This is a genomic window from Acinetobacter sp. ANC 5378 (assembly GCF_013004315.1).
Lineage (GTDB): Bacteria > Pseudomonadota > Gammaproteobacteria > Pseudomonadales > Moraxellaceae > Acinetobacter.
In genome coordinates, this window is sequence record NZ_JABERK010000057.1 from 12,075 (window position 1) to 35,393 (window position 23,319).

Below are 23,319 nucleotides of genomic sequence, written 5' to 3' on the forward strand. Positions count from 1 at the left end.
CAATGATCTTTGAATGGATGTCAGATCCATCTGCATGGATTGGACTGGCCACTTTAGTGGTGTTAGAAATTGTGCTTGGTATCGATAATCTGGTTTTTATTGCCATTTTGGCGGAAAAACTTCCTCCAGAACAGCGTAATGCAGGTCGTATTGTCGGGTTGCTCCTCGCCTTGGCTATGCGCTTGATTTTACTGGCTTCCATTGCTTGGGTCGTGACCTTAACGCAGCCACTGTTCCATATAGTTGATCATCCTTTCTCAGGCCGTGACCTGATTCTACTGTTCGGTGGTGTGTTCCTTTTATTTAAAGGCACCATGGAACTGCATGAACGCATTGAAGGCACTCAACCTCAGAAAGAAGAAAATCCGGTGCATGCCGCTTTCTGGATGGTGATTGTTCAAATTGTCGTGCTAGATGCTGTTTTTTCTCTAGATAGCGTGATTACCGCAGTCGGAATGGTGAAAGATCTTTCTGTGATGATGATCGCGGTGGTGATTGCGGTCGGTATTATGCTTTGGGCATCGAAACCGCTGATGGATTTCGTCAACAAACATCCAACCGTGGTGATTCTATGTTTGGGCTTCTTGATGATGATCGGTTTCTCACTCATTGTTGAAGGTTTTGGTTTCCATATTCCTAAAGGCTATTTATACGCTGCAATTGGTTTCTCGGTGGTGGTTGAGTTTGTGAATCAAACCATGCGCCGTAACCAGGAGAAAATGGTGACCACGACTGACTTACGTTACCGTACCGCTTCTGCGGTAATGCGCATGCTCGGTGGGAAATCTGAATCGCAAAATAATGATGCTGAAGATGTGCTTGCAACCCGTGCATTTGCCGATGAAGTCTTTAATGAACAAAATGGCGCTTATCACAGTGTGATGGTACAGGGCGTACTTGGACTGTCTGAACGACCGGTGAAGTCTGTGATGACACCGCGTCCTGAACTGGAATGGATTGATTTAGACGAAGACGAAACTGCCATTAAAGAACAATTGTTGAGTATGACCCATTCGCGTTTAATTGTTGCACATGGTGAGTTAGACAATATTGCCGGTGTGGTCCTGACCCATAAGGTGATGAATGAATACATTGAAACTGGTGTACTCAATTTTGAACGTCACTTACGTGAACCGGTGATAGTGCATGAAAATGCCCAAGTGTTGATGGTGATGGAGCAGTTACGCCAGGCACCGTTACAATTGGCCATCGTCCTGAATGAATACGGTTCGATTGAAGGGATTGCGACACCAATTGATGTACTTGAAGCGATTGCAGGTGAATTCCCGGATGAAGATGAATTTGAGACTGCAGCAGAAAGTTTGGAAGACGGCACTTTAATTCTTGAAGGTTCTACCGATATTCGTCACGTCTCCTTACTTTTAGATTGTGATCTGGTGGATGAGTCTGAACAGTACTCAACCTTGTCGGGATATATCTTGCACCACTTGGGTCATTTACCGGAAAGTGGGGCAAAATTCGAAGCCGATGGTTATATCTTTGAAGTGGTGACAATGGATGGTCATAAAATTGATAAAGTCCATATCATTCCGAAAATTGAAAACCATGCCAATGATTAACTAAATTAAGGCAGATTGTCTTTAAAGCAAGATAATTGATTAAAATAGCTCGCATCGTCGGGCTATTTTTTATTGGGAAAATTTGATGTCAGAAAGCAATTGTCCATGTGGTCTTGGAATGTATGCCAGCTGTTGCCAACCGCTACATTTGGGACAGGTGAAAGCGCAAACTGCAGAACAGGTGATGCGTTCACGTTATAGCGCATTTGCCAAACATGAAATTGACTATATTGTCAAAACCACAGCCATTGGACAGCAACAGGCATTGGATGTGGCTGCGATTCGTGACTGGAGTCAGTCCAATCAATGGCTCAAGTTGGAAATTGTGCAAGCCAAAGAAAAAATAGATAAAAATCATGCACAAGTAGAGTTTAAGGCACATTATCATGATGGCAAACAGGCTCAGGTTCATCATGAAGTTTCACATTTTGTGCTACACGATGGAGCTTGGTATTTCCTTGATCCGACCACAGAGATGCAAATCACCATGAAGCAAGCCTGCATTTGTGGATCGGGGAAAAAATTTAAACAATGTTGTGCACAATATCTGTAAATTTCATCTGAATTTGCCTTAGAATAACGCGCATCGATTACCCTCAGTGGAAGAAGGGCAATGTTGCTATTAGTGATTTATATTATTGCGATTACGGCCGAAGCCATGACCGGGGCTTTGTCGGCTGGTCGGCGTAGTATGGATTGGTTTGGGGTAACGCTGATTGCTTGTGTGACGGCACTTGGTGGCGGTTCAGTTCGGGATGTATTGCTCGGACATTATCCACTGACTTGGGTCAAACATCCTGAATATTTGGTGTTAACCTGTGCTGCGGCCTTTGTCACTATCCTGATTGCCAAATGGATGCGCCATTTACGCTCTATCTTCTTGATTCTGGATGCCATGGGGCTGATTGGCTTTACCGTGATTGGTTGTCAGATTGCACTGGAAATGGGACATGGTTTCGTGGTTTCAGCTGTGGCGGGTGTCCTGACGGGTGTCTCTGGCGGTATTCTGCGTGATATTCTGTGTAACGATGTACCCTTGGTGTTCCGCCGTGAACTGTATGCCAGTATTTCTTTTGTGTCAGTTATCTGTTACTGGGTCTGCCAAGAGATTGGTTTCTCCCTGGAAGTCACCGTAATTTCGACTCTGATCTTCGGTTTCTCTTTACGCTGTATCGCCATCTACTTCGGACTGGAAATGCCCAAATTCATTTATAAAGATGATGATGATCAATCGGCATCTTCCAAAGATGCTTCATAAGAATTTTCAAAAAAAACGGGAAATGACCGACGAAATGAGCGGTCATGATCTTCAAATTAGCGTATAAAAATCAGCAAAATCATAAATCCTGTTGGGAAAGCAGTATGCACCCTTTCACCAAATCAGAGATCTTGTTATGGATTTAGTCTCACGTGTACAACGCTTACCCATTGGTAAGTTTCACTATACCTTGCTATGGGTGATCGGACTCGGCTGGATGTTCGATGCAATGGATACTGGTCTGATTGCTTTTATTTTGACGACCATGGCCGAAGAATGGAACATGACCCCGACTGAAAAAGGCTGGGTGGTGTCGATTGGTTTTGTCGGTATGGCGATTGGTGCAGTTTTCTCTGGGGGATTAGCCGATCGTATTGGGCGTCGTACCGTATTTGCCATTACTTTGGTGACCTATAGTATTGCCACTGCTTTATGTGCCTTTGCACCCAATTTGACCTGGTTATTGGTGTTTCGTTTTATTGTCGGTTTAGGTTTAGGTGGACAGCTTCCTGTTGCGGTAACTTTGGTCAGTGAATACATTCCTGCGCACGTACGCGGACGCTTTATTGTTTTACTGGAAAGTTTCTGGGGCTTGGGCTGGCTGGTCGCGGCTCTGGTTTCCTACTTTGTGATTCCGAATTATGGCTGGCATATCGCATTTTTAATTGGTGGTTTGCCTGCCATTTATGTGTTTATGATTCTGAAAAAAGTGCCAGAGTCTGTTCCGTATTTGATTAACCGTGGACGGATTGAAGAAGCGCATGCTCTGGTTCAAAAACTGGAACGTCAATGTGGTGTGGAAGTGATTCAACACATTGAAGTCAAACCGGTTGCGGAAAAGCAGAATATTTCTTTTAAACAGCTTTGGACTGGCCCATTTGCTCGTCGTACCTTAATGCTCTGGCTGATCTGGTTCGGGATTGTCTATTCGTATTATGGCATTTTTACCTGGTTGCCAAGTTTGTTGATCAAACAGGGCTATACGATTGTGCAGTCTTTTGAGTATGTGCTGATTATGATTTTGGCGCAGCTTCCGGGTTATGTTGCCGCAGCATGGCTGGTGGAAAAACTGGGACGTAAAGCCACATTGGCGGGCTTTATTGGCATGTGTGCCGTTTCGGCTTATTTCTTTGGCCAAGCGGATACCGTGAACATGATTATGTTCTGGGGTTGCTTGATGTCGTTCTTTAACTTGGGTGCATGGGGCGTGCTTTATACCTATACGCCAGAACAGTATCCAACCAATATTCGTGCTTTTGGTTCTGGTTGGGCCTCTGCGATTGGTCGTATGGGCGGGATTGTGGCACCGATCGTGGTTACCCATATGATGGTGATGAACAATGGTTTCAGCCACGTCTTTACAATGTTTACTGCAGTATTGCTGGCTGTGGCTTTGGTGATTTTAGTCTTAGGCGAAGAAACCAAAGGCAAGACTTTAGAATCGATGGGTTTATAAAATTGCTGATTTTTTAGTTGATCGAACATTATAAAGTGGATATTTTTAGGCCATAAGACACAATTTGTCGCAGAGTGTTCAGTACTGCCCTTGTATAGACTGCACCTGCGACTTAGCATAACAACGTAGATACAAAAACGAATTATTTAGGATTTCACGCTTTTATGACCAGCCTTGTGCATCATGCGACAGAAAATCGTTCCGTAGCAGAATTTACTGAACAAGCTTACCTTAACTATGCCATGTACGTGATTATGGATCGTGCATTGCCGCATATCAGTGATGGTTTAAAACCGGTGCAGCGCCGTATCGTTTATGCGATGAGTGAACTGGGCTTAAAGCATAGTGGTAAGCCGAAAAAATCTGCCCGTACGGTAGGTGATGTACTGGGTAAGTACCATCCGCATGGTGACTCTGCCTGTTATGAAGCCATGGTGCTGATGGCACAGCCGTTTAGTTATCGTTATCCCTTCATCGAAGGTCAGGGCAACTGGGGTTCACCCGATGATCCGAAATCCTTCGCAGCAATGCGTTATACCGAAGCCAAACTTTCACTTTACAGTGAAGTGCTGTTGTCTGAGTTGGGTCAAGGCACCTGTGACTGGCAGGACAACTTTGATGGTTCGATGAAAGAACCGGTGAATTTACCGGCACGTGTACCGAATATTTTGTTGAATGGTACCACCGGTATTGCCGTAGGGATGGCAACCGATATTCCGCCACATAACTTACGTGAAGTGATTAAAGGCACCATCGCGCTGATTCGTAATCCAAATTTAAGCGATGAAAAAGTTGCCGAATATATTCCGGCACCCGATTTGCCGACCAAAGCGGAAATTATTACCTCGGCTGATGATTTATTAAAAATTCAGACCACCGGTCGTGGTAGTTATCGTATGCGTGCGGTGTACACGATAGAAAAAAATGAAATCGTGATTACCGAGCTACCGTATCAGGTGTCGGGTTCAAAAATCATCACCCAAATTGCCGATCAAATGCAGGCGAAGAAATTGCCTTTGGTGAGCGATGTTCGAGACGAATCCGATCATAAAAATCCAACCCGTTTGGTGATTGTGCTGCGTTCCAATCGTATTGATGCCGAAGCGGTGATGAGTCACTTATTCGCAACGACCGATTTAGAGTCAAGCTATCGTGTCAATATGAACATGATTGGTGCTGATGGTCGTCCGCAAGTGAAATCGATTCGCCGTATTTTGCTGGAATGGATTGAAATCCGTAAGAATACCGTGACCCGTCGTCTGCAATACCATTTAAATAAAATTGAAAAGCGCCTGCATATTTTGGCCGGTCTTTTGATTGCCTATTTAGATCTGGATACAGTGATTCGTATTATTCGCGAAGAAGATCATCCAAAAGCTGAGCTGATTGCACATTTCGGGATTGATGAAATTCAGGCCGAAGCCATTCTGGAACTTAAGTTACGTCATTTGGCAAAACTTGAAGAAATGGAAATTCGCCGTGAACAGGAAGAATTGGAAGCACGTGCTGCCATTATTCGTGAACAATTGGCAAACCCGGAATCATTAAAGAATCTGATCATTACCGAACTGAAAGACGATGCCAAGAAATTTGGTGATGACCGACGTTCGCCAATCGTGCAACGTGCCGAAGCTGCCGCGATTAGCGAACAAGACCTGATGCCGGCTGATCCTGTAACCGTGATTTTGTCAGAAGCAGGCTGGATTCGTTGTGCCAAAGGGCATGATGTGGATGCTGAAAATGCAAATTTCCGTGCAGGCGATCAGTACTTAAGTCATGCAACCGGCAAGTCGAATCAACGTACGTATGTGCTAGATGAAACAGGGCGCAGTTATGCACTGGCGATTAACAGTTTGCCATCGGCACGAGGTTTGGGTGAGCCCTTAAGCTCCAAACTTGCTCCTGCAAATGGGGTTGGCTTTATTCAAGTCATGATCGCAGATGATGAGCAGGAAATTATTGCGGTGAGTTCTAAAGGTTACGGCTTTAAATCCAATGCAAAACAGCTAGATACCAATGCGAAAGCGGGTAAAGCCTTCTTAACCGTATCGGATGATGCCAAAGCATTGCCATTGCAAACGGTGGATGCCAATACGCATTTAGCCATCCTGAGTACCGCTGGCCGTTTATTGGTGATTGATCTGTCAGAATTGCCAATCCTGAACAAGGGTAAAGGAAACAAGTTGATACAACTTGAACCGAATGAACAAATTTTGTCCATGACATTACTTTGTTTAAATGAAATAATTCAAGTAGTTGCAGGACAGCAACAATTAAAACTAAAAGGTGATGATCTTCAGAAATATGTAGGTAAAAGAGCGACTAAAGGTCAACTCTTACCACGGGGATATCAAAAAGCAAATAAACTGTTCATTCAAAGATAAAACTAGCATCCATTGATCAAAATACGTTATATATGATCCGTATTCGTGTAAATGGATGTCGTGTTATGCCTAAACAAGTTCAATAATGACGCATAGCATTGAAAAAACAGTTGAAAACTAAGGATTACAGATTGGAGAGAAGGGCATTATGGAAAAAATTTGGTTCGCTGAATACCAAAAAACAGGGATTCCGGAAACTATAGAATTACCACCAGAAAATACCTCGCTTAATGATGTTTTTGAACGTAATTTTCAAAAATTTGGTTCACGTGATGCCTTTATCTTTATGGATAAAGTCTTAACATTTAATGAACTAGAAGAAGCAAGCCGTAAATTTGCAACCTATTTACAAAGCTTAGGTTTGGCAAAAGGTTCTCGCGTCGCAGTGATGATGCCAAACGTGTTGCAATATCCAGTGGTTGCATTGGGTATATTCCGTGCAGGTCTGGTATTAGTGAATGTAAATCCACTCTATACCTCGCGTGAACTTGAGCATCAGTTAAATGACTCGGGTTCTGAAGTGCTGGTCATTATTGAAAACTTTGCAACTGTTTACCAAGCAATTATTGGTAAAACACCTGTGAAGCATGTGGTCGTGGCTTCTGTTGGCGATATGTTAGGTGCATTAAAAGGCACATTAGTGAACTTTGTTTTACGTTCAGTACGTAAACAAATTCCAGCTTGGGATATTCCAGGACATATTAAGTTCAATGCTGCAATGTCTAAAGTCAATGCAAGCAACTATAAGCGTCCAAGCCTGACTTTAAGTGATACTGCTGTATTGCAATATACTGGTGGTACTACGGGTGTTTCTAAAGGGGCAGAACTGACACATCGCAATCTTGTCGCGAACATGTTGCAGTGTGACGGCATTTTCCAAAGTAAATTTGGTGCACAAGACGGTTCGAAAGATGACCGTATTTTCTGTGCATTGCCGCTTTATCATATTTTTGCGTTCATGGTTTGTGCCATGTATGGCATGTATAAAGGTCAAGCCAACATTCTGATTCCAAATCCGCGTGACTTACCTGCGGTAATGAAAGAATTGCGCAAATACCGTCCATCATTCTTCCCGGCAGTAAACACCTTGTTTAATGCATTGGTGAACAATGAAGAGTTTAAGCAACTCGACCATAGCAACCTTAAAATGGCGATGGGTGGGGGTATGGCTGTTCTTGCTTCTACAGCTGAAGCATGGAAGAAAATTACCGGCACTAACATCATTGAAGGTTATGGTTTATCAGAAACTTCGCCTGTTGCGACTGCAAACCCACCATCATCAATGGAGTTTAGCGGCACGATTGGCGTTCCATTGCCATTGACTGAAGTTGCGATTCTTGATGATGATGGCAATGAAGTTCCATTAGGCGAGCAGGGTGAAATCTCGATTCGTGGTCCACAAGTCATGAAAGGCTACTGGAACCGTCCGGATGAAACTGAAAAAGTTATGACCAATGGTTTCTTCCGTACAGGTGACATCGGTATTATGGATGCTCGCGGCTATATTAAAATTGTAGACCGTAAGAAAGACATGATTCTGGTTTCTGGTTTCAATGTTTACCCTGCTGAAATTGAAGATGTGATTTCTAAACATCCAAAAGTATTGGAAGTTGCAGCGATTGGTGTGCCTGATGAAAAATCTGGGGAAGTGCCTAAGTTATTCGTAGTGAAAAAAGATCCGTCTTTAACCACTGAAGAAATATTGGAATATGCAAAAGAAAACTTAACCGGTTATAAACGCCCGCGTTATGTTGAATTTATAGATGAATTACCGAAATCAAACGTAGGTAAAATCTTACGTAAAGATTTACGTAAAACTGCATAAACCCTGTAATAAAAAAAGCGCCGTTTTCGGCGCTTTTTTTATACTTGAACTTTTAATCTTTCATCAGCCAGCGATCAATATAAGGGCGTCCAATACCCATAATCCATAAAAAGGTCGTGATGCTACCGAACTGATAAACGTATCGCTTTAAATCAAATGAACCAAAGCTATAGAAATTATCCAGCAAACAGTAAAGTGCAACTACTGTCGTCCATATCCAAAGGGCTTGACGTTTAATCCCCACATTCCAAAGTGCAAGAATTGAGATGACAATGGTGAAAATAAGAGACAGTCTATTTAGATTTGCACACATGACTGAAAGTAAAAATCCCACAATCGGCAACACGATTTTGAGTACACGATCCACTTTAAGTTGATGCTGGCGCTGTTTTTCCAGGACATCAAACATTTGTTGTTGATCTGGGTTGACCATACTGGATCCTTATTCCTCATTAATAAAAACATTATAATTTAACAAAAATTATTACTGAAACGCCATGCTATGATATTGGGCAGAAAATCTTAATGAGAAAAATGAGATGCAAACCATCAGCGGAATAATCTATCTCATCTTAATTGCATGTTTATTGCCCTACGTTTTCACAGTGATTGCAAAAAAAACTGCTGGCTTTAAAGGACGAGATAACCAAAACCCGCGCGATTTTTTGGCCAAAACCACTGGTTTGGCAGCACGTGCCAATGCGGTACAGCAAAATAGTTTTGAAAGTTTACCCTTATTTATTGCTGCCATTTTAATGGCGGAATATATGGTGGTTCCTCAAACCGTGATTATGACCTTCGGTATTGCCTATATTGTGCTACGTATTGTTTACGGCATTTGCTATTTAGCCAATTGGGCAACTTTGCGCAGCATTGTTTGGACTTTGTCTTTGCTTTGTCCAATCTGCTTATTACTTCTGGTCATTAAATTAACTTAAGCCTGCATCAATCTGGGGAAATACATATTTTGCTGTGGCGGATGTATAATCACAAAGTTATTTAATTCTCAAAAACCGTTATAATCGTGCCGGTTTAAATAAGATTTAACTTGTTAAAGAGTGATGCTATGAGCTACAGCAATATCCCAGCGGGTAAAGATGCGCCAAACGACATCTATGTCATTATTGAAATTCCTGCGAATGCAGCACCAATCAAATACGAAATCGACAAAGATTCTGATGCGTTATTTGTAGACCGTTTCATGGGTACAGCAATGTTCTACCCGGCGAACTACGGTTATGTACCAAATACCTTGTCTTTAGATGGCGACCCATTAGACGTATTGGTTGTAACACCACACCCAGTTGAACCAGGTTCAGTGATTCGTTGCCGTCCTGTCGGTAAATTGAACATGGAAGATGACGGTGGTGTAGACGCTAAACTTGTTGCTGTTCCACACGACAAATTAACGCCAATCTACAAAGATGTTCAGGAATATACTGATCTTCCGCCTTTGTTGATCAGCCAAATTGAACATTTTTTCCAACACTACAAAGACTTAGAGCCGGGAAAATGGGTTAAGTTAAGTGGTTGGGAAGGTGCTGATGTTGCGAAACAAGAAGTGCTTAGCTCAATTGCAGCTTATGCAGAAGCAAACAAATAATTGTTTGTTTCGAATTTAGCCTGAAAGGCTTAAATAAAAAAAACCTGCACATTGTGCAGGTTTTTTTTATCTCTTGAACTTACTGTGAATTAAAATAATTTCACAGGAATATCAAGGAAGATACGCCATTCGTTAGTGTCGCCGATGTAGTTGCTTTGGTAATCATTGCTTGCACGGTAGTAAGAATTACGTACACGTAAGCTGGCATCTTTGGCAAAACCGCTTTGAACAGTATATTTCACCTGGTTAAAGAATTCACGTTCTTGAGCATTGTCACTGATCATTGTTCCCTTATTATCAGTTGCTTTGATATCCCAACCGTAAACGAACGCTGATGTCCAGGTTAAACCAGGAACATTCATTGCACCAAAGTCATAGGTATATTGAATTTGTGCTGATTTTTCGTCGTTACCGATAAAGTCTGACAGGTAAGAGTTTGGCATATAAATGGTTTGATGACCGTCACCCACGCCTCGACCTAAACCATAATCATAACCGGTGTTGCCTGAGTTTTGTTGGTAAGCCAACATGACATTGTGTGGACCTTTGTTATAAGTACCAGAAACTGCCCAAATTGAGTTTTGGTAATCACCATCAGCTGGACCAATGAATGAATATAAGCTGTTATTAGCCCCACGATCCCAGTTGGTATGATAACCACTGAAGTCATAAGTGAATGAACTGTTGTTGGCAAGGGCTTGCTTAAAGTTCACATTGGCATAATGGCGTTCTAATTTATCTTTAATATCAGTGCCATAGTATGATGTATTCAAGTTGTCATTCACTTGATATTTAGCGCCCCACACCACCGCACGATCTAGTTCATTGCCATCTGAATTGATTTGATCCGAATACTGGTTTTTAGTGAATTTACCAGCTGTTAGTTCTAGGCCTTTAATTTCACGGCTGGTTACAAGGAAACCGTCGAAATATTCAGGAACTAGACGAGCAGTGTTACTTGCCAATACTGGCAAGTCTAAAACTTGAGTACCATAACGTACTTCAGTATTTGACACGCGAGCTTTTACGTTGGCGCCACCACGGGTCCAGTGGTCATAAGTATCACCAGCACCTTTGGTTAGTTTACCTTCGCTGTTTAGACCTGTTTCACGTGGAATCATGCCATTACCAGCATGCTTATTGTCACCCAGCTTGAAGGATGTATCGCCTACAACGCCTACACCAAAACCTACCACCCCTTTAGTGTAGCCAGAATCTAAATTCACAATTGCTGTTTGAGCAAAAGAGCTGGTGTCATCTACACCATTTTTTTTGTCACGGCTGATATAACCAGTACGGAATAGAACAGTTCCTTCAGCATCTTCAACAAAGCCTTTAGATTCACTTTGCTCGCTAGCATATACAGTTGAGATTAATGCAGCTTGAATCAAAACTGCTAAGGTAAGTTTTTGTGCTTTTTGCATTGGGAGATGGCCTTATACAAAAGAGGGAGGATTAAATGAGAAGAATTGTATACGTAATGTAGAGCAAAAAACTCTTTTTTTTATTCATTTTATTTCATTAAAGTTATGCATTCATTGAATAAGAATGCATAGATAAAATTGAACAAAAGTTCAAAAAAATCGATTCCATTTAAAATATTATTTAAAACAATAATATATTTAAATGAAAGATGATTCTTTATGTGGTTTTTTATAAAGAATGGATAGATAGCACCCTGATTTTTAATTTTATTTTATTTAACGCTTACTACTTTGGTCTAATAAGGCTTTTAAGTTGTGACTAAAAGTCTGGGTGGTAAATTTTTATCAGATCTTGCCAATGATCTAAATTCTCAGATCATCATGATATTTAATGTAAATATCGTCTAATTATATGCAATGCAAAATATATTTTACTTAAATGTTAAGCTTTTTATTTCCCTAAAATTAAATAAAAGCAGGGTGAAATTATCTAAAAAATTGAACAAAAATTATAAAAAAGCTTTAGAATCCGCAGCTAAATTTGTCATCGAAAAAGAATCTTAGTCGGATTCTCTAAGGGGTAGGAATGCATCAAACTTCACACAAAATTGCGTTATCTTTATTGCTTGCCATGAGCACAATGCCTGCATTTGCTGAAGAAGAGACAATTTCACCAGCAGCGGGAGTATTAACAGGTAGTTTTGCCGTGGTGAATAAATATATTTACCGTGGTGGTGTGGAAAATGATGATGTTGCTCTACAAGCAGGTCTTGAGTATGCACTTCAAAGTGGTGTTAGCGTAGGATACTGGGGTTCAACCATAGGTTATGATCCATCTGATAAGGATAGAGATCATGGTTTTGAACATGATTTTTATGTGGCGTACGGTAATGAAATTAACCAAAACTGGAACTATAGAGTTCAAGGGACTGCTTATTACTATCAAAATGGCGGTACAGTTAATGCTGAAGATGGCAGTAAACGTAAAACTACAGCATTCGATGTATTGGGTGAATTGGCTTATAAAGACCTAACTTTAGCTGCATCCGTAATGCTTGCAGATGCTTCTTTCGCTAACGCGGGAGATGTGTATTTAAGTGCAGCGTATAGTTATGCTTTGCCGCAAAACTTTATGTTGAATACCTCAGTTGGCGCATCTATTTATAACAGCAGCCGAGATGACAGCATGATTGAAACGACTAATGATGTTGCCTTTAATGAAGCACGTATTGGTGTGAGTAAAGAAATTGCAAATACGGGTGCGACCGCATCTTTAGATTATGTAGTCGGTGGTAAGGATCGCTTCGATACAGATTTTGATGATCAGGTTGTATTCGGTTTGAATTTTAGTTTTTAAGCCTAAAACTGTAAGAGTTTTTAAAAGTGCATAAATTGCTTTAAATTTGTGCACTTTTTTTAAGCATAATAAAATAATATGGTTAAAAAATAGCCTCAAAAAGAGGCATGATGTAAGTAAATATGAATCTTGCTCTAAAGCTGAAGTAAGTTTTAATGCTGAACAAACGGGCTATGGCAGTGAATAAACTGTATTGCAGATAGGTTTATTGTAGTTAACTAAAATATAATAAAAACAAAATGATAGTTCTATTTATTTTTTATTCTAGATGACTTGTAGAGATCTCATTTTGCTTTTGGCATAGCAATTGCTATTACCTCATTGAGTTTATCGAAATAACCAAAAAAACCGTCGTAGTACGATGTGGGGGAATCAAACAATGAAATTAACTTTAAAAGCATTATCTCTGGCTGTATTAGGCGCAGCATCTACATTCACTTTCGCAGAAGAGGCACCTGCATCAGAACATACCATTTCGGGTAATATTGGTGTATTTTCAAGCTATAATTTACGTGGTATTACTAATGTCCCTGAAAATAAAAATGCAACATTACAAGGGGGACTTGATTATAGCCACGCTTCCGGTTTTTACGCGGGTTATTGGGGATCAACACTCAGTTATGGCGACCCTACAGAACTAGATCCCGATAGTGCTTTTGAAAGTGATTTTTATGCGGGTTATAAAGGATCAATGACTGAGGATTTAGGCTATACCCTTGGTTTTACTTATTACTATTATTATGATTTAGGTACAAGTGATGCAAATGGTTTCGAAACCATGCTGGGCTTAAATTACAAGGATTTTGGTCTTACTGCACAAACTTTGCTTGAGGATACAACTTGGGGGAATGCGGGCGATACCTATTTCTTAGGGAGTTATAGCTATGGATTGCCACGTGATTTTAGTCTGAATACCAAGTTAGGACTTTACTACTATGATGATAGCGCAGGTGATTTTATTCCTGAAGATGGAACCACCGAAACTTTTGGTTTTCGTCATTTCACTGTAGGGCTAAGTCATCCTCTTGCGGAGACCGGTGCTACCATGAGTGTAGATTATATTTTAGGTGGTTATGACCGTATGGATACCAAGCAAAAAAATAAAGTTGTACTTGGTTTATCTTACGCCTTCTAACTTACTGAATAAAAAAGGCGACTCATGAGAGTCGCCTTTTTTATTTTGAGACCATGTTATGAAGTTGCATTAAAAGAATTATGATAAGTAATTGTTACTTTTTAAAATTTTTCATAAAATGATAAAGTCTGGAAATATTAAGACGGCACATTTGCTAAAATGAGTTCAGGTACCACTTTAAAACCAAATTTAGAATAAAAAATTCGGATCACCTAACACCACCACACAGCCTTTTGCTGCATGAGCTTTTAATTGAACCAAAGCAGACTGGATGAGTGCTGAACCGATTCCTTGTAGTTGCCATTCAGGTAAACTGCAACCGGTTCCAAGCCATACCAGTCTTGTACGCCTGAAGAAATTTTTACCGATGAAATACCAGATGCTACACAATTTTCTGATTTAAAATAGTGGCTAAAGCAATGCTTAATTGTTTTTTTGCATTGCAAGGCATTAACAATGAAATGCTCAGTATGACTCGAATATTGCTGATCTTTAAATGTCTGTTCGATGACCTATGAAATCGCAGCATGATCAGCAAGGTTTTCGCTATAGATAAGCAAATTATGCATTTCAGATTAGCCCTGTTGAGCCCGATAAGACAAAGCTTCGGTTAAATGTTGGCTTTGTATTTCTGCATGCTGGGATAAATCCGCAATACTTCTGGCGACACGTAATACCCGATGATAGGCACGAGCAGATAAGTTTAAGCGCTGCTGTGCCATTTCCATGATTTTCTGTGCCTGCATATCCAAGGGGGCAAATTGCTCCAGCTGTTTAGGACTTAAAGCGTGATTCAGACATTGCTGTCGTTGTATTTGTAGTTTGTAAGCTTGAATCACGCGCTCACGCACAGTCTGTGAATTTTCGACGGGTGTTGTACCTTGCAATTCATGCACTTGTAATGGCGGTACATCCAGATGCAAATCAATACGATCGAGTAGTGGACCAGAAATACGATTTTGATAACGTTTAATCGCATCCGCAGAACATTGGCAACGAATATCCTGATTAAAAGCATAACCACACGGGCAGGGATTCATTGCGGCAATCAGCTGAAAATTTGCCGGAAAGGTAATTTGCCGTGAAGCGCGAGAAATCACAATTTCTTTAGATTCCAACGGTTGTCTTAAAACTTCTAATACTTTGCGATCGAATTCAGGCAGTTCATCTAAAAATAAAACCCCTAAATGCGCCAAGGTGATTTCGCCGGGTTTAGGATGTGAACCCCCACCGACTAAAGCGACTGCTGAAGCGGTATGATGGGGTGCGCGAAAAGGGCGTTGTCCAAAGGGGTGCGAGGTATTTGAAACAGAGTAAATACTGGCAACTTCCAAATTTTCCTGTGCATCTAAAGGCGGCAAAATACTGGCAAGCCGTGATGCTAACAGCGTTTTTCCTGTACCCGGTGGCCCTTTAAACAATAAAGAATGTCCCCCTGCTGCGGCAATTTCCAAAGCGCGTCGTGGACGGAGTTGACCTTTGACATCGGCTAAATCAAATTTGTACTGATCTGGTGCTGCAGAGTGACTGGCTTTATATTGCTGGATGGGCTGTTGATTAGAAAGATGATCGCATACATCTTTTAAATGCTTGGCTGCAAACACTTCAAAATTAGGCAGTTGTGAGGCTTGTTGAGCATTTTGTTCTGGCAAAATCAGTTGATGTCCTGACTGCTGGCAAGCAATCGCAATACTCAAAATTCCGCTGATGGGGCGAAGTTGCCCATCCAAAGCCAGTTCACCTATAAACTCCAGATTATCTGTAACATTTTCAGATATTTGCCCCGATGCGATGAGAATCCCTAAAGCGATCGGTAAATCGAGGCGTGAGCCATCTTTGGGCAAGTCTGCCGGGGCTAAATTGATGGTTAAGCGCTTCGTCGGAAATTGAAAACCGCTATTGATAATGGCAGAGCGGACACGGTCTTTACTTTCACGAACTGCTGCTTCAGGCAACCCAACAATAGTTAAAGAAGGTAGACCCTGGCTGACATGAACTTCCACCTCAATTAAAGGCGCATGAAGTCCAAGCAGACCTCGAGTGTAAATTTTAGCAAAAGAGATTATTATTGTTCCGTTATAGTGCGTTATTTTTAATCGTTTTGTGTCTTTTATTGCACCAAAAAAGTGCTTATTTATTGTTCTTGATTTTAATTTCTAATGCTTCAACTTGTTTAAGCAGTTCATTCAAGCGTAAATTGGCATTATTGAGCGCAGTACGTTGACGCTCAATTTCATCTTTTGAAACCAGATCCATCTTGGAAACCGCTTCATTGAGTAAGGCACGCAAATTATGTTCAATATCTTTTTTGGGTTGGTCTATTTGTTCCATGATTGCTTGTAATAAAGTTTCGATCATTGTTGATTCCCTAACGGTGCAGAAGTATGAGCAGTGTAGCATTGCTCAAACCTAGACCATAGCCCCCATCAATCAGATATAGTTTTGTTCGATGAGTAAAATCGTAAATTTTATAATAAAAATGACTCTTTTTTTAGATCGGACTACGTTTAAAAGTATAAAATAGGTTATAAAGAAAACTCGTGTCGAAACTCTCTATTTTCCCCCAACCTTAGAAAGTTTGGCATGAAATTTGAACATAAAACCTTACTGGTGAAAGAAGCCGAAGGAAAACAAACATGAAGCTCGTAACTGCAATTGTAAAACCCTTTAAATTAGATGACGTGCGTGAAGCACTCTCTGACATTGGTGTTCAAGGGATCACCGTAACTGAAGTCAAAGGCTTTGGTCGTCAAAAAGGTCATACTGAACTTTATCGTGGCGCTGAATATGTCGTTGATTTCTTGCCTAAAGTGAAAATTGAAATTGCGATTAGCGATGATATGGTTGATTCAGTCATTGAATCGATTACGCGTGTTGCAAGCACAGGAAAAATTGGTGACGGTAAAATTTTCGTGACTAATTTAGAACAAGTCATCCGTATTCGTACCGGTGAAACAGGTGCAGACGCTGTCTAATTTGGCACGAAGTTTGCTGAGTACCTAATAACTCAAAAAATACTAGGTTGGGGGATACGAATGAAAAAAATGCTCATTGCGCTGAGTTTATCGGGCGCACTTTTAGGTGGTTCTGTTGCATGGGCTGAAGAAGCTGTAACAGCATCCGCTCCTTCTGAAGATGTCACAGTTGTTGAAACTGCTGATACATCGTTAACAAATTCTGAATTAGCTGCGGCACCTGCTCCAGCTGAAACAACAGCAGCACCTGTCGAAGAAGAAGTAAAATTAGACACAGGTGATACCGCATGGATTTTAGTGTCTACAGCACTTGTTTTACTGATGACTATTCCAGGTTTGGCACTTTTCTACGGTGGTATGGTTCGTAAGAAAAACGTCTTGGGTACGATGGCACATAGCTTTGTTGCAGCGGCAGTCGTCAGTATTACTTGGGTGGTGATTGGTTATACACTCGCTTTTGGTCAAGGTAACGCTTTCATTGGTGGCTTGGATAAAATCATGTTATCCGGCATTACCACAAGTGCCTTAACCGGAACAATTCCTGAAATTCTGTTTGTTATTTTCCAAATGACCTTTGCAATCATTACCGTAGCCATCATTACCGGTTCGATTGCAGAACGTATGAAATTCAGCGCTTTCGTTGCATTCATTACCATTTGGAGTGTTGTGGTTTACGCACCAATTACCCACTGGGTATGGGGTGGCGGCTGGTTAGGTAACGACGGTGCACTGGATTTTGCTGGTGGTACGGTGGTTCACATTAACTCGGGTGTCGCAGGTCTGGTTGCTGCATACATGCTGGGCAAACGTATGGGCTTGGGCCGTGAATCAATGGCGCCACATAACCTGACTTTGACTGTGATCGGTGCAAGCCTGGTTTGGGTAGGCTGGTTCGGTTTCAATGGTGGTTCTGCACTCGGTGCCAACGGTTCTGCGGGTTATGCATTAGTTGTAACTCAAGTTGCAGCCGCAGCCGCAGCAATTGCATGGTTAATTACTGAAAAAGTGGTTCGTGGTAAAGCCTCTGTATTGGGTGGTGCATCTGGTGCGGTTGCTGGTCTGGTGGTGATTACACCGGCAGCTGGCTTCGTTACTGTCGGTGGTGCATTGGCGATGGGTTTAATTGGCGGTGTCGTGTGTTTCTGGGGGATTACTGCGCTTAAACGTGCACTGAAAGCCGATGACTCTTTAGATGCTTTTGGTCTGCATGGTGTAGGGGGTATTGTCGGTGCAATCTTAACGGCAGTGTTCGCGAGTGAATTCATCATGGGTGATAAAGTCCCTGCAAATATGATGCATCAATTATGGGTGCAAATTGAAGGTGTACTGGCAACCATCGCTTACTCTGCAGTACTCACTTTCATCATTCTTAAACTGATTGACCTGGTGATTGGTATTCGTGTTGAAGCGGATGACGAACGTATGGGTCTAGACTTAAGTCAACATGGCGAACGTGTAGAATAATATAAAAACCGAGAATCAATATATTGTGTAAAACAGCCCGTAAGGGCTGTTTTTTTTCCATATCTTGCGTAAACCTCTACAAAGCGCAGAATTTTTGCTACACTCTAAATCCGATTTGATTTGTTCAATTAAACCGCTATGCATTGTCCGTTTTGCAACGCCGCAGATAGTAAAGTGATCGATTCGCGTTTGGCTGCTGAAGGCTGTCAAATTCGTCGACGTCGTGAATGTATTAGTTGCGGAGAACGATTTACCACTTTTGAAACTTATGAAGTTGTGATGCCTCGGGTGATTAAATCTGACGGCAAAAGTGAACCTTTTGATGAAGCGAAAATGCGCCGTTCATTGATGCATGCTTTACAAAAAAGACCGGTCACACAAGAGCAGATTGAAACTGTGCTCAGCGATATCCAATTACAAATTCGCCGTTTGGGTGAGCGTGATGTGAAATCACGAACCATTGGTGAAATTGTCATGCAGTCTTTATTTGCTTTGGATCATGTGGCTTATGTACGTTTTGCCTCGGTTTATCAAGACTTTCAGGATGTAGAAGCTTTTCGACGTCAAATTGAACAAATGCAACACCGTGAACACTAAAAGAGTTTCAAGATGTCTAAGTTAAGCCAAGATCCCATTCACCAAGATCAGCTGTGGATGCAACGTGCGATTGAATTAGCACGACTTGGACAATATTCAACCAAACCCAATCCCAATGTCGGCTGCGTCATCATTAAAGAGGGTCAACTGGTCGGAGAGGGCTTTCATCCGAAGGCGGGGCAACCGCATGCGGAAGTCTTCGCCATGCGTCAGGCGGCAGATCAAGCCAAAGGCGCAACCGCTTATGTGACTTTGGAACCTTGTGCGCATTATGGTCGTACACCGCCTTGTGCCAAAGGCTTGGTGGAAGCAGGTGTGGCTAAAGTGATTGTCGCTTGTCCTGATCCAAATCCGTTGGTGGCAGGCAAGGGTGTGCAAATTCTAAAAGATGCCGGTATTGAAGTTGAAGTGGGCCTTTGTGAGCAAGAAGCAGAAAAACTCAATTTAGGTTTTTTAAAAGCCATGGCCACCGGCATGCCCTATGTCCGTTTAAAAGTGGCTTCAAGCCTGGATGGTCGAACAGCCATGGTATCAGGGGAATCGAAATGGATTACCGGATCTAAAGCCCGTCAGGATGTACAGCATTGGCGTGCCATTTCTGGTGTGGTGATTACCGGAATTGAAACGGTACTGGCTGATGATTGTCAGCTTAATGTGCGTCAGCTCAATGGTATTGAAGATATCACCAGTATTGTTCAGCCGAAACGTCTGGTACTCGATCGTCAAGGACGTTTACCCCTCAACGCAAAAATACTGCAGCAACCCGATACAGTCATGGTCATGGGACCTTTCCGTCAGGAACTGGCTGATTTAGGCGTGCTACAATTTTCAGTACAGCCTTTAAAAGACTTGCTACAGACTCTATCTACCCAGCATCAAATTTATGATGTGCTGGTGGAAGCGGGGGCAACATTATCGACTGCCTTTTTACAACAACAGTTAGTCGATGAAATGATCAGCTATGTTGCACCAACATTTTTAGGTCAAACAGCACGTGCAATGTTTAGTGCGGAATTTAGCCGTATGGCAGAGCAACTTCGATTTAAGCTCATGGAGGTCACCCAATTGGGGGATGATGTGCGCTTAAGGTTAATCCCTTCTCAAGAGACAGTATGAATTCAGAGTCTTCGGTTTATCATAAACGTCGTCATTCAGCACGTACCACAGACGAATATCTTTTCAATCAGCTTGTTCCGTATTTAGGCAATAAGCGTCGTTTACTTCATCTGATTTTGGAAGCCCTTGAGAGTACGGGAACATTAAATAGCAAAAATGGTCGTGCCCCGATTTTTGCTGACTTTTTTGCCGGCTCGGGCGTGGTTTCACGTCTGGCCCGTCAAAATGGTTATCGCGTGATTGCCAATGACTGGGAACCCTACAGTCATGCTTTAAACAGTGCGATTTTATCCTGCACAGAAGCACCGGCATTTAAAGAGTTGGGTGGTTATCAAAAAGCCATTGATTATTTAAACCGTTTGCCAGAAGTCAAAGGTTGGGTGACGCATAACCTGTGTCCGCGTAATGATGAAATTTATGATCCGACCCGCGATCGTTTGTTCTTCAAACGCCGTAACGGCATGCGTATCGATGCGATCCGTCAGCAAATTGCGACCTGGCAGGCGCAAGGTGCCATTGATGATGTCGAGATGTCGGCATTGCTGGCGCCATTGCTTTATTCAGCCAGTTTTGTCAGCAATACCAGTGGCGTATTCAAAAGCTTCCATCATGGCTGGGGCGGTAAAACCCAAACCGCTTTGGAACGGATTGAATCATTACTCTGGCTGACGCCAAGCCGTTTCTGCGAGATTGGTGAGCCGAAAAAACCGGCCGCTGAAATGTGGTGCGTGGATGCCCAGCATCTTGCCAATCAGATGAGCAGTTTTGAAGTGGATGTGGCTTATCTTGATCCGCCGTATAACCAGCATGCCTATGGTAGTAACTATCACGTACTGAATGCTTTAACCTTGTGGGATCAGGCTGATTTACCAAGTCCAGATACCAAAGGCTACAAGAGTGGGATTGACCGTGTATGGCGTAAAGAGCGTCCAAGTCAGTACAACTCTTCCAAGCATGCCAAAGAAGCGTATGAGAAATTGGTTGCGACAATTAATGCGCGTTATATTCTGACCAGTTATTCGACCGATGGTAATATTGAAGCCGGTGATTTGCTGCAGGCGAATTTAAAACGTGGTCGTGTGACTCTGTTAACGCAAGATGTGCCACGTTATCGTGTCAGCAAGCAACGCCAGTCAGAACGCGCACGTGTATTAGAGTTTATTGTGATTACCGATACCCATGCCAAATCGGGTCCACCGCTGCGCCAACTCTTGGGTCAGTTGTATCATTTTGCTGAACTGGGTGGGGTAGATACCACAGGCGTGAGTACACAATTGGCATTGTGGTAAAACAAATACAGAAATAGAGAACAAGTTATGTTTACAGGCATTATTGAAAGTCTAGGCAAAGTGGAAAGTTTACAAAGCGTGGGCGGTGATGTGCGTTTGCGTATTGGCACCAGTCTCGACATGTCAGATGTTCATTTGGGCGATTCAATTGCCACCAATGGGATTTGTCTCACCGTGATTGAATGGGGCGAAAACTGGTACGCTGCCGATGTATCGCGTGAGAGTTTAAACCGCACCACATTAGGCACCTGGAAAGTCGGTCAGCGCGTGAACGTGGAAAAAGCCATGCTGCCAACCACCCGTTTTGGCGGTCATATTGTCAGTGGTCATGTCGATGCTGTGGGTGAAATTACCGTGGTGCGTGAAGATGCCCGTTCCATTTATTATGAAGTGACTGCGCCTGCTGAAATTGCCAAATATTTAGCTGAAAAAGGTTCCGTGACTGTGGATGGGATTAGTCTGACCATTAACCATTTACGTGGTAATGTGATTAGTCTTAATCTGATTCCACATACGGCTGAAAGAACCAATATTGGCACATGGAAAACCGGTGCTAAAGTCAACCTGGAAGTTGATGTTTTAGCCCGCTATATCGAGCGTTTAATGCTCGGTGATAAAGCGGCTGAAACCAAAGAACAATCCAAATTAAGTATGGCATTTCTTGCAGAAAATGGCTTCTTGAAGTAAAAATCCATAGAATAGAAAACAGTCTGGTTGAAAAATCAGACTGTTTTTTTTATTTTTAGTGTTTGTTTTTAATAATTTATGCAAATAATATGGTTAAAGTGAGTAGGTGAAGATGCTTGATTTTATAATGCATATTGAACAATGGTTACCTACTTTACTGGATCAGTATGGCTTGTGGATTTATGCCATTTTATTTCTGATCATTTTTGCAGAAACGGGTTCGGTATTTATGTTCTTTTTGCCTGGTGATAGCTTGCTGCTTGCGATTGGCGCACTATGTTCAACCACCGATGTCGTCCATTTACCTTATATGGGGTCATTGTTATTTATTGCGGCAGTATTGGGTTATATCGTCAATTATTATACCGGTCAGGTGTTGGGGTTTAAATTTTTCCATGAACATTCACGGTTTTTGAAACCTGCATATATTGTTAAAACCAATCATTATTTTACTAAACATGGTGGAAAAACCATTCTGGTTGCACGCTTTGTCCCGTTTGTTCGTTCATTTGCACCTTTTGCTGCAGGGGCGGGGCACATGAATATTTTCAGTTTTATGCTTTATAACGTAGTAGGCGGGCTGATCTGGATTAGCTTGTTATTAGGTATGGGCTATGGTGTAGGTAATATGCTGGGAATTGCTGTAGATTTATTTTAGTTTTTAATGATTTAAGTCGTATTTGAATTTGTTGGGATTGGATAAAAAATCTAATCTAGCTATTAAAATAACAATAGCCCACCGAAGTGGACTATTTTGATTAATCTATTTCAGTGTTTGGTAATCGTGACAGATGTGCTTGCAACCCAAGAGTTTAATGCCTCTGGAGTAGAAACAGAAAATTGTCCTTTTTCCGCCTCTCGGGAAATATAAATTGAAACTGAGTGGAAGTCGGCATGGCTAATCCATAAATCTTGAGCAGATACACTCCATTTTTCACCCGAATCCAGTGCGGCAATTTGAGTCGAAATTTGGTTCAAGATATCCATTTTTTATTCCTGAATAAGATGAAGTTTAAGTATTTAAATGGTCATGTTTTTAAATAGTTTCGCGGATTCAAATACCAAGTGCGACACATTTGTATTTAGTTGAAAAAGTTAGGTGTATTAGAATCATTAGACTTTTTCAACTCGCAATTGGAAAGCACACAATGAAGCAATACACCCAACTT

General features: G+C 41.8%; 23 protein-coding genes. 18 read left to right on the top strand and 5 right to left on the bottom strand.

Features of this window, described 5'->3' with window-relative positions; translation table 11 throughout:
* Positions 1-2: 2 nt before the first annotated feature.
* The 6 genes from HLH16_RS12400 (at position 3) to HLH16_RS12425 (ending at position 8,503) form a co-directional block, all read left to right on the top strand.
* Entirely contained in the window at positions 3-1,580 is a 1,578-nt protein-coding gene (locus tag HLH16_RS12400) for a TerC family protein (protein ID WP_171529558.1), read from the top strand.
* 85 nt (positions 1,581-1,665) lie between these two features.
* Positions 1,666-2,133, top strand: a complete 468-nt coding sequence (locus tag HLH16_RS12405) for a YchJ family protein (protein ID WP_131289565.1) — start codon at positions 1,666-1,668, stop codon at positions 2,131-2,133.
* 60 nt (positions 2,134-2,193) lie between these two features.
* Positions 2,194-2,838 (top strand): trimeric intracellular cation channel family protein, encoded by a 645-nt coding sequence (locus HLH16_RS12410; protein WP_086193105.1) that lies wholly within the window; start codon positions 2,194-2,196, stop codon positions 2,836-2,838.
* 136 nt (positions 2,839-2,974) lie between these two features.
* Positions 2,975-4,294 (top strand): niacin transporter NiaP, encoded by a 1,320-nt coding sequence (niaP, locus tag HLH16_RS12415; protein ID WP_131289562.1) that lies wholly within the window; start codon positions 2,975-2,977, stop codon positions 4,292-4,294.
* Between the two features lie 164 nt (positions 4,295-4,458).
* Positions 4,459-6,678, top strand: coding sequence for a DNA topoisomerase IV subunit A (gene parC, locus HLH16_RS12420; RefSeq protein WP_131289560.1), 2,220 nt, complete (start codon positions 4,459-4,461; stop codon positions 6,676-6,678).
* Between the two features lie 148 nt (positions 6,679-6,826).
* On the top strand, positions 6,827-8,503 hold the full coding sequence (locus HLH16_RS12425) for an AMP-binding protein (protein WP_171529559.1): 1,677 nt from the start codon (positions 6,827-6,829) through the stop codon (positions 8,501-8,503).
* A 52-nt stretch (positions 8,504-8,555) separates the two neighbouring features.
* Here HLH16_RS12425 and HLH16_RS12430 read toward each other — a convergent pair whose 3' ends face one another.
* A complete protein-coding gene (locus tag HLH16_RS12430; RefSeq protein ID WP_131289556.1) occupies positions 8,556-8,936 on the bottom strand; it encodes a hypothetical protein in 381 nt (126 codons plus the stop codon).
* Between the two features lie 106 nt (positions 8,937-9,042).
* Between HLH16_RS12430 and HLH16_RS12435 the strand changes: the two genes are divergently transcribed.
* Positions 9,043-9,441, top strand: coding sequence for an MAPEG family protein (locus HLH16_RS12435; RefSeq protein ID WP_171529560.1), 399 nt, complete (start codon positions 9,043-9,045; stop codon positions 9,439-9,441).
* Positions 9,442-9,569: 128 nt separating this feature from the next.
* Positions 9,570-10,106 carry an inorganic diphosphatase gene (ppa, locus tag HLH16_RS12440; protein WP_005233448.1) on the top strand — a complete coding sequence of 179 codons (537 nt, stop codon included), beginning with the start codon at positions 9,570-9,572 and terminating at the stop codon, positions 10,104-10,106.
* A gap of 89 nt (positions 10,107-10,195) precedes the next feature.
* Here ppa and HLH16_RS12445 read toward each other — a convergent pair whose 3' ends face one another.
* The gene (locus HLH16_RS12445) at positions 10,196-11,530 is read right to left on the bottom strand and encodes an OprD family outer membrane porin (protein ID WP_171529561.1); all 1,335 of its coding nucleotides are present in this window, start codon (positions 11,528-11,530) and stop codon (positions 10,196-10,198) included.
* A 586-nt stretch (positions 11,531-12,116) separates the two neighbouring features.
* On the opposite strand from HLH16_RS12445, the gene HLH16_RS12450 reads away from it, so the two are divergent.
* The 3 genes from HLH16_RS12450 (at position 12,117) to HLH16_RS15875 (ending at position 14,425) form a co-directional block, all read left to right on the top strand.
* Positions 12,117-12,887, top strand: a complete 771-nt coding sequence (locus HLH16_RS12450) for a TorF family putative porin (RefSeq protein WP_171529562.1) — start codon at positions 12,117-12,119, stop codon at positions 12,885-12,887.
* 379 nt (positions 12,888-13,266) lie between these two features.
* Positions 13,267-14,022 (top strand): TorF family putative porin, encoded by a 756-nt coding sequence (locus HLH16_RS12455; protein ID WP_171529563.1) that lies wholly within the window; start codon positions 13,267-13,269, stop codon positions 14,020-14,022.
* Between the two features lie 271 nt (positions 14,023-14,293).
* On the top strand, positions 14,294-14,425 hold the full coding sequence (locus tag HLH16_RS15875) for a hypothetical protein (protein WP_284729915.1): 132 nt from the start codon (positions 14,294-14,296) through the stop codon (positions 14,423-14,425).
* 172 nt (positions 14,426-14,597) lie between these two features.
* Here the strand turns inward: HLH16_RS15875 and HLH16_RS12460 are convergent, their stop codons facing one another.
* The gene (locus tag HLH16_RS12460; RefSeq protein ID WP_171529568.1) at positions 14,598-16,085 is read right to left on the bottom strand and encodes a YifB family Mg chelatase-like AAA ATPase; all 1,488 of its coding nucleotides are present in this window, start codon (positions 16,083-16,085) and stop codon (positions 14,598-14,600) included.
* Between the two features lie 67 nt (positions 16,086-16,152).
* On the bottom strand, positions 16,153-16,380 hold the full coding sequence (locus HLH16_RS12465) for an accessory factor UbiK family protein (RefSeq protein ID WP_131267982.1): 228 nt from the start codon (positions 16,378-16,380) through the stop codon (positions 16,153-16,155).
* Positions 16,381-16,658: 278 nt separating this feature from the next.
* Between HLH16_RS12465 and glnK the strand changes: the two genes are divergently transcribed.
* The 7 genes from glnK (at position 16,659) to HLH16_RS12500 (ending at position 22,808) form a co-directional block, all read left to right on the top strand.
* Positions 16,659-16,997: a P-II family nitrogen regulator gene (glnK, locus tag HLH16_RS12470; RefSeq protein ID WP_067722465.1), complete on the top strand. Its 339-nt coding sequence runs from the start codon at positions 16,659-16,661 to the stop codon at positions 16,995-16,997.
* Positions 16,998-17,057: 60 nt separating this feature from the next.
* Positions 17,058-18,461, top strand: a complete 1,404-nt coding sequence (locus tag HLH16_RS12475; protein WP_171529564.1) for an ammonium transporter — start codon at positions 17,058-17,060, stop codon at positions 18,459-18,461.
* 138 nt (positions 18,462-18,599) lie between these two features.
* Complete coding sequence (gene nrdR / locus HLH16_RS12480; RefSeq protein WP_074946956.1) at positions 18,600-19,058, top strand: transcriptional regulator NrdR; 459 nt, start codon at positions 18,600-18,602, stop codon at positions 19,056-19,058.
* 12 nt (positions 19,059-19,070) lie between these two features.
* Positions 19,071-20,174 (top strand): bifunctional diaminohydroxyphosphoribosylaminopyrimidine deaminase/5-amino-6-(5-phosphoribosylamino)uracil reductase RibD, encoded by a 1,104-nt coding sequence (gene ribD, locus HLH16_RS12485; RefSeq protein ID WP_171529565.1) that lies wholly within the window; start codon positions 19,071-19,073, stop codon positions 20,172-20,174.
* Positions 20,171-21,463 carry a DNA adenine methylase gene (locus tag HLH16_RS12490; RefSeq protein WP_131289536.1) on the top strand — a complete coding sequence of 431 codons (1,293 nt, stop codon included), beginning with the start codon at positions 20,171-20,173 and terminating at the stop codon, positions 21,461-21,463. The genes ribD and HLH16_RS12490 overlap by 4 nt, the downstream gene beginning before the upstream one ends.
* Positions 21,464-21,490: 27 nt before the next feature.
* On the top strand, positions 21,491-22,150 hold the full coding sequence (locus tag HLH16_RS12495) for a riboflavin synthase (protein WP_067722454.1): 660 nt from the start codon (positions 21,491-21,493) through the stop codon (positions 22,148-22,150).
* A 112-nt stretch (positions 22,151-22,262) separates the two neighbouring features.
* Entirely contained in the window at positions 22,263-22,808 is a 546-nt protein-coding gene (locus HLH16_RS12500; RefSeq protein WP_171529566.1) for a VTT domain-containing protein, read from the top strand.
* 110 nt (positions 22,809-22,918) lie between these two features.
* Here HLH16_RS12500 and HLH16_RS12505 read toward each other — a convergent pair whose 3' ends face one another.
* Positions 22,919-23,137, bottom strand: coding sequence for a hypothetical protein (locus tag HLH16_RS12505; RefSeq protein ID WP_131289530.1), 219 nt, complete (start codon positions 23,135-23,137; stop codon positions 22,919-22,921).
* Positions 23,138-23,319 lie beyond the last annotated feature (182 nt).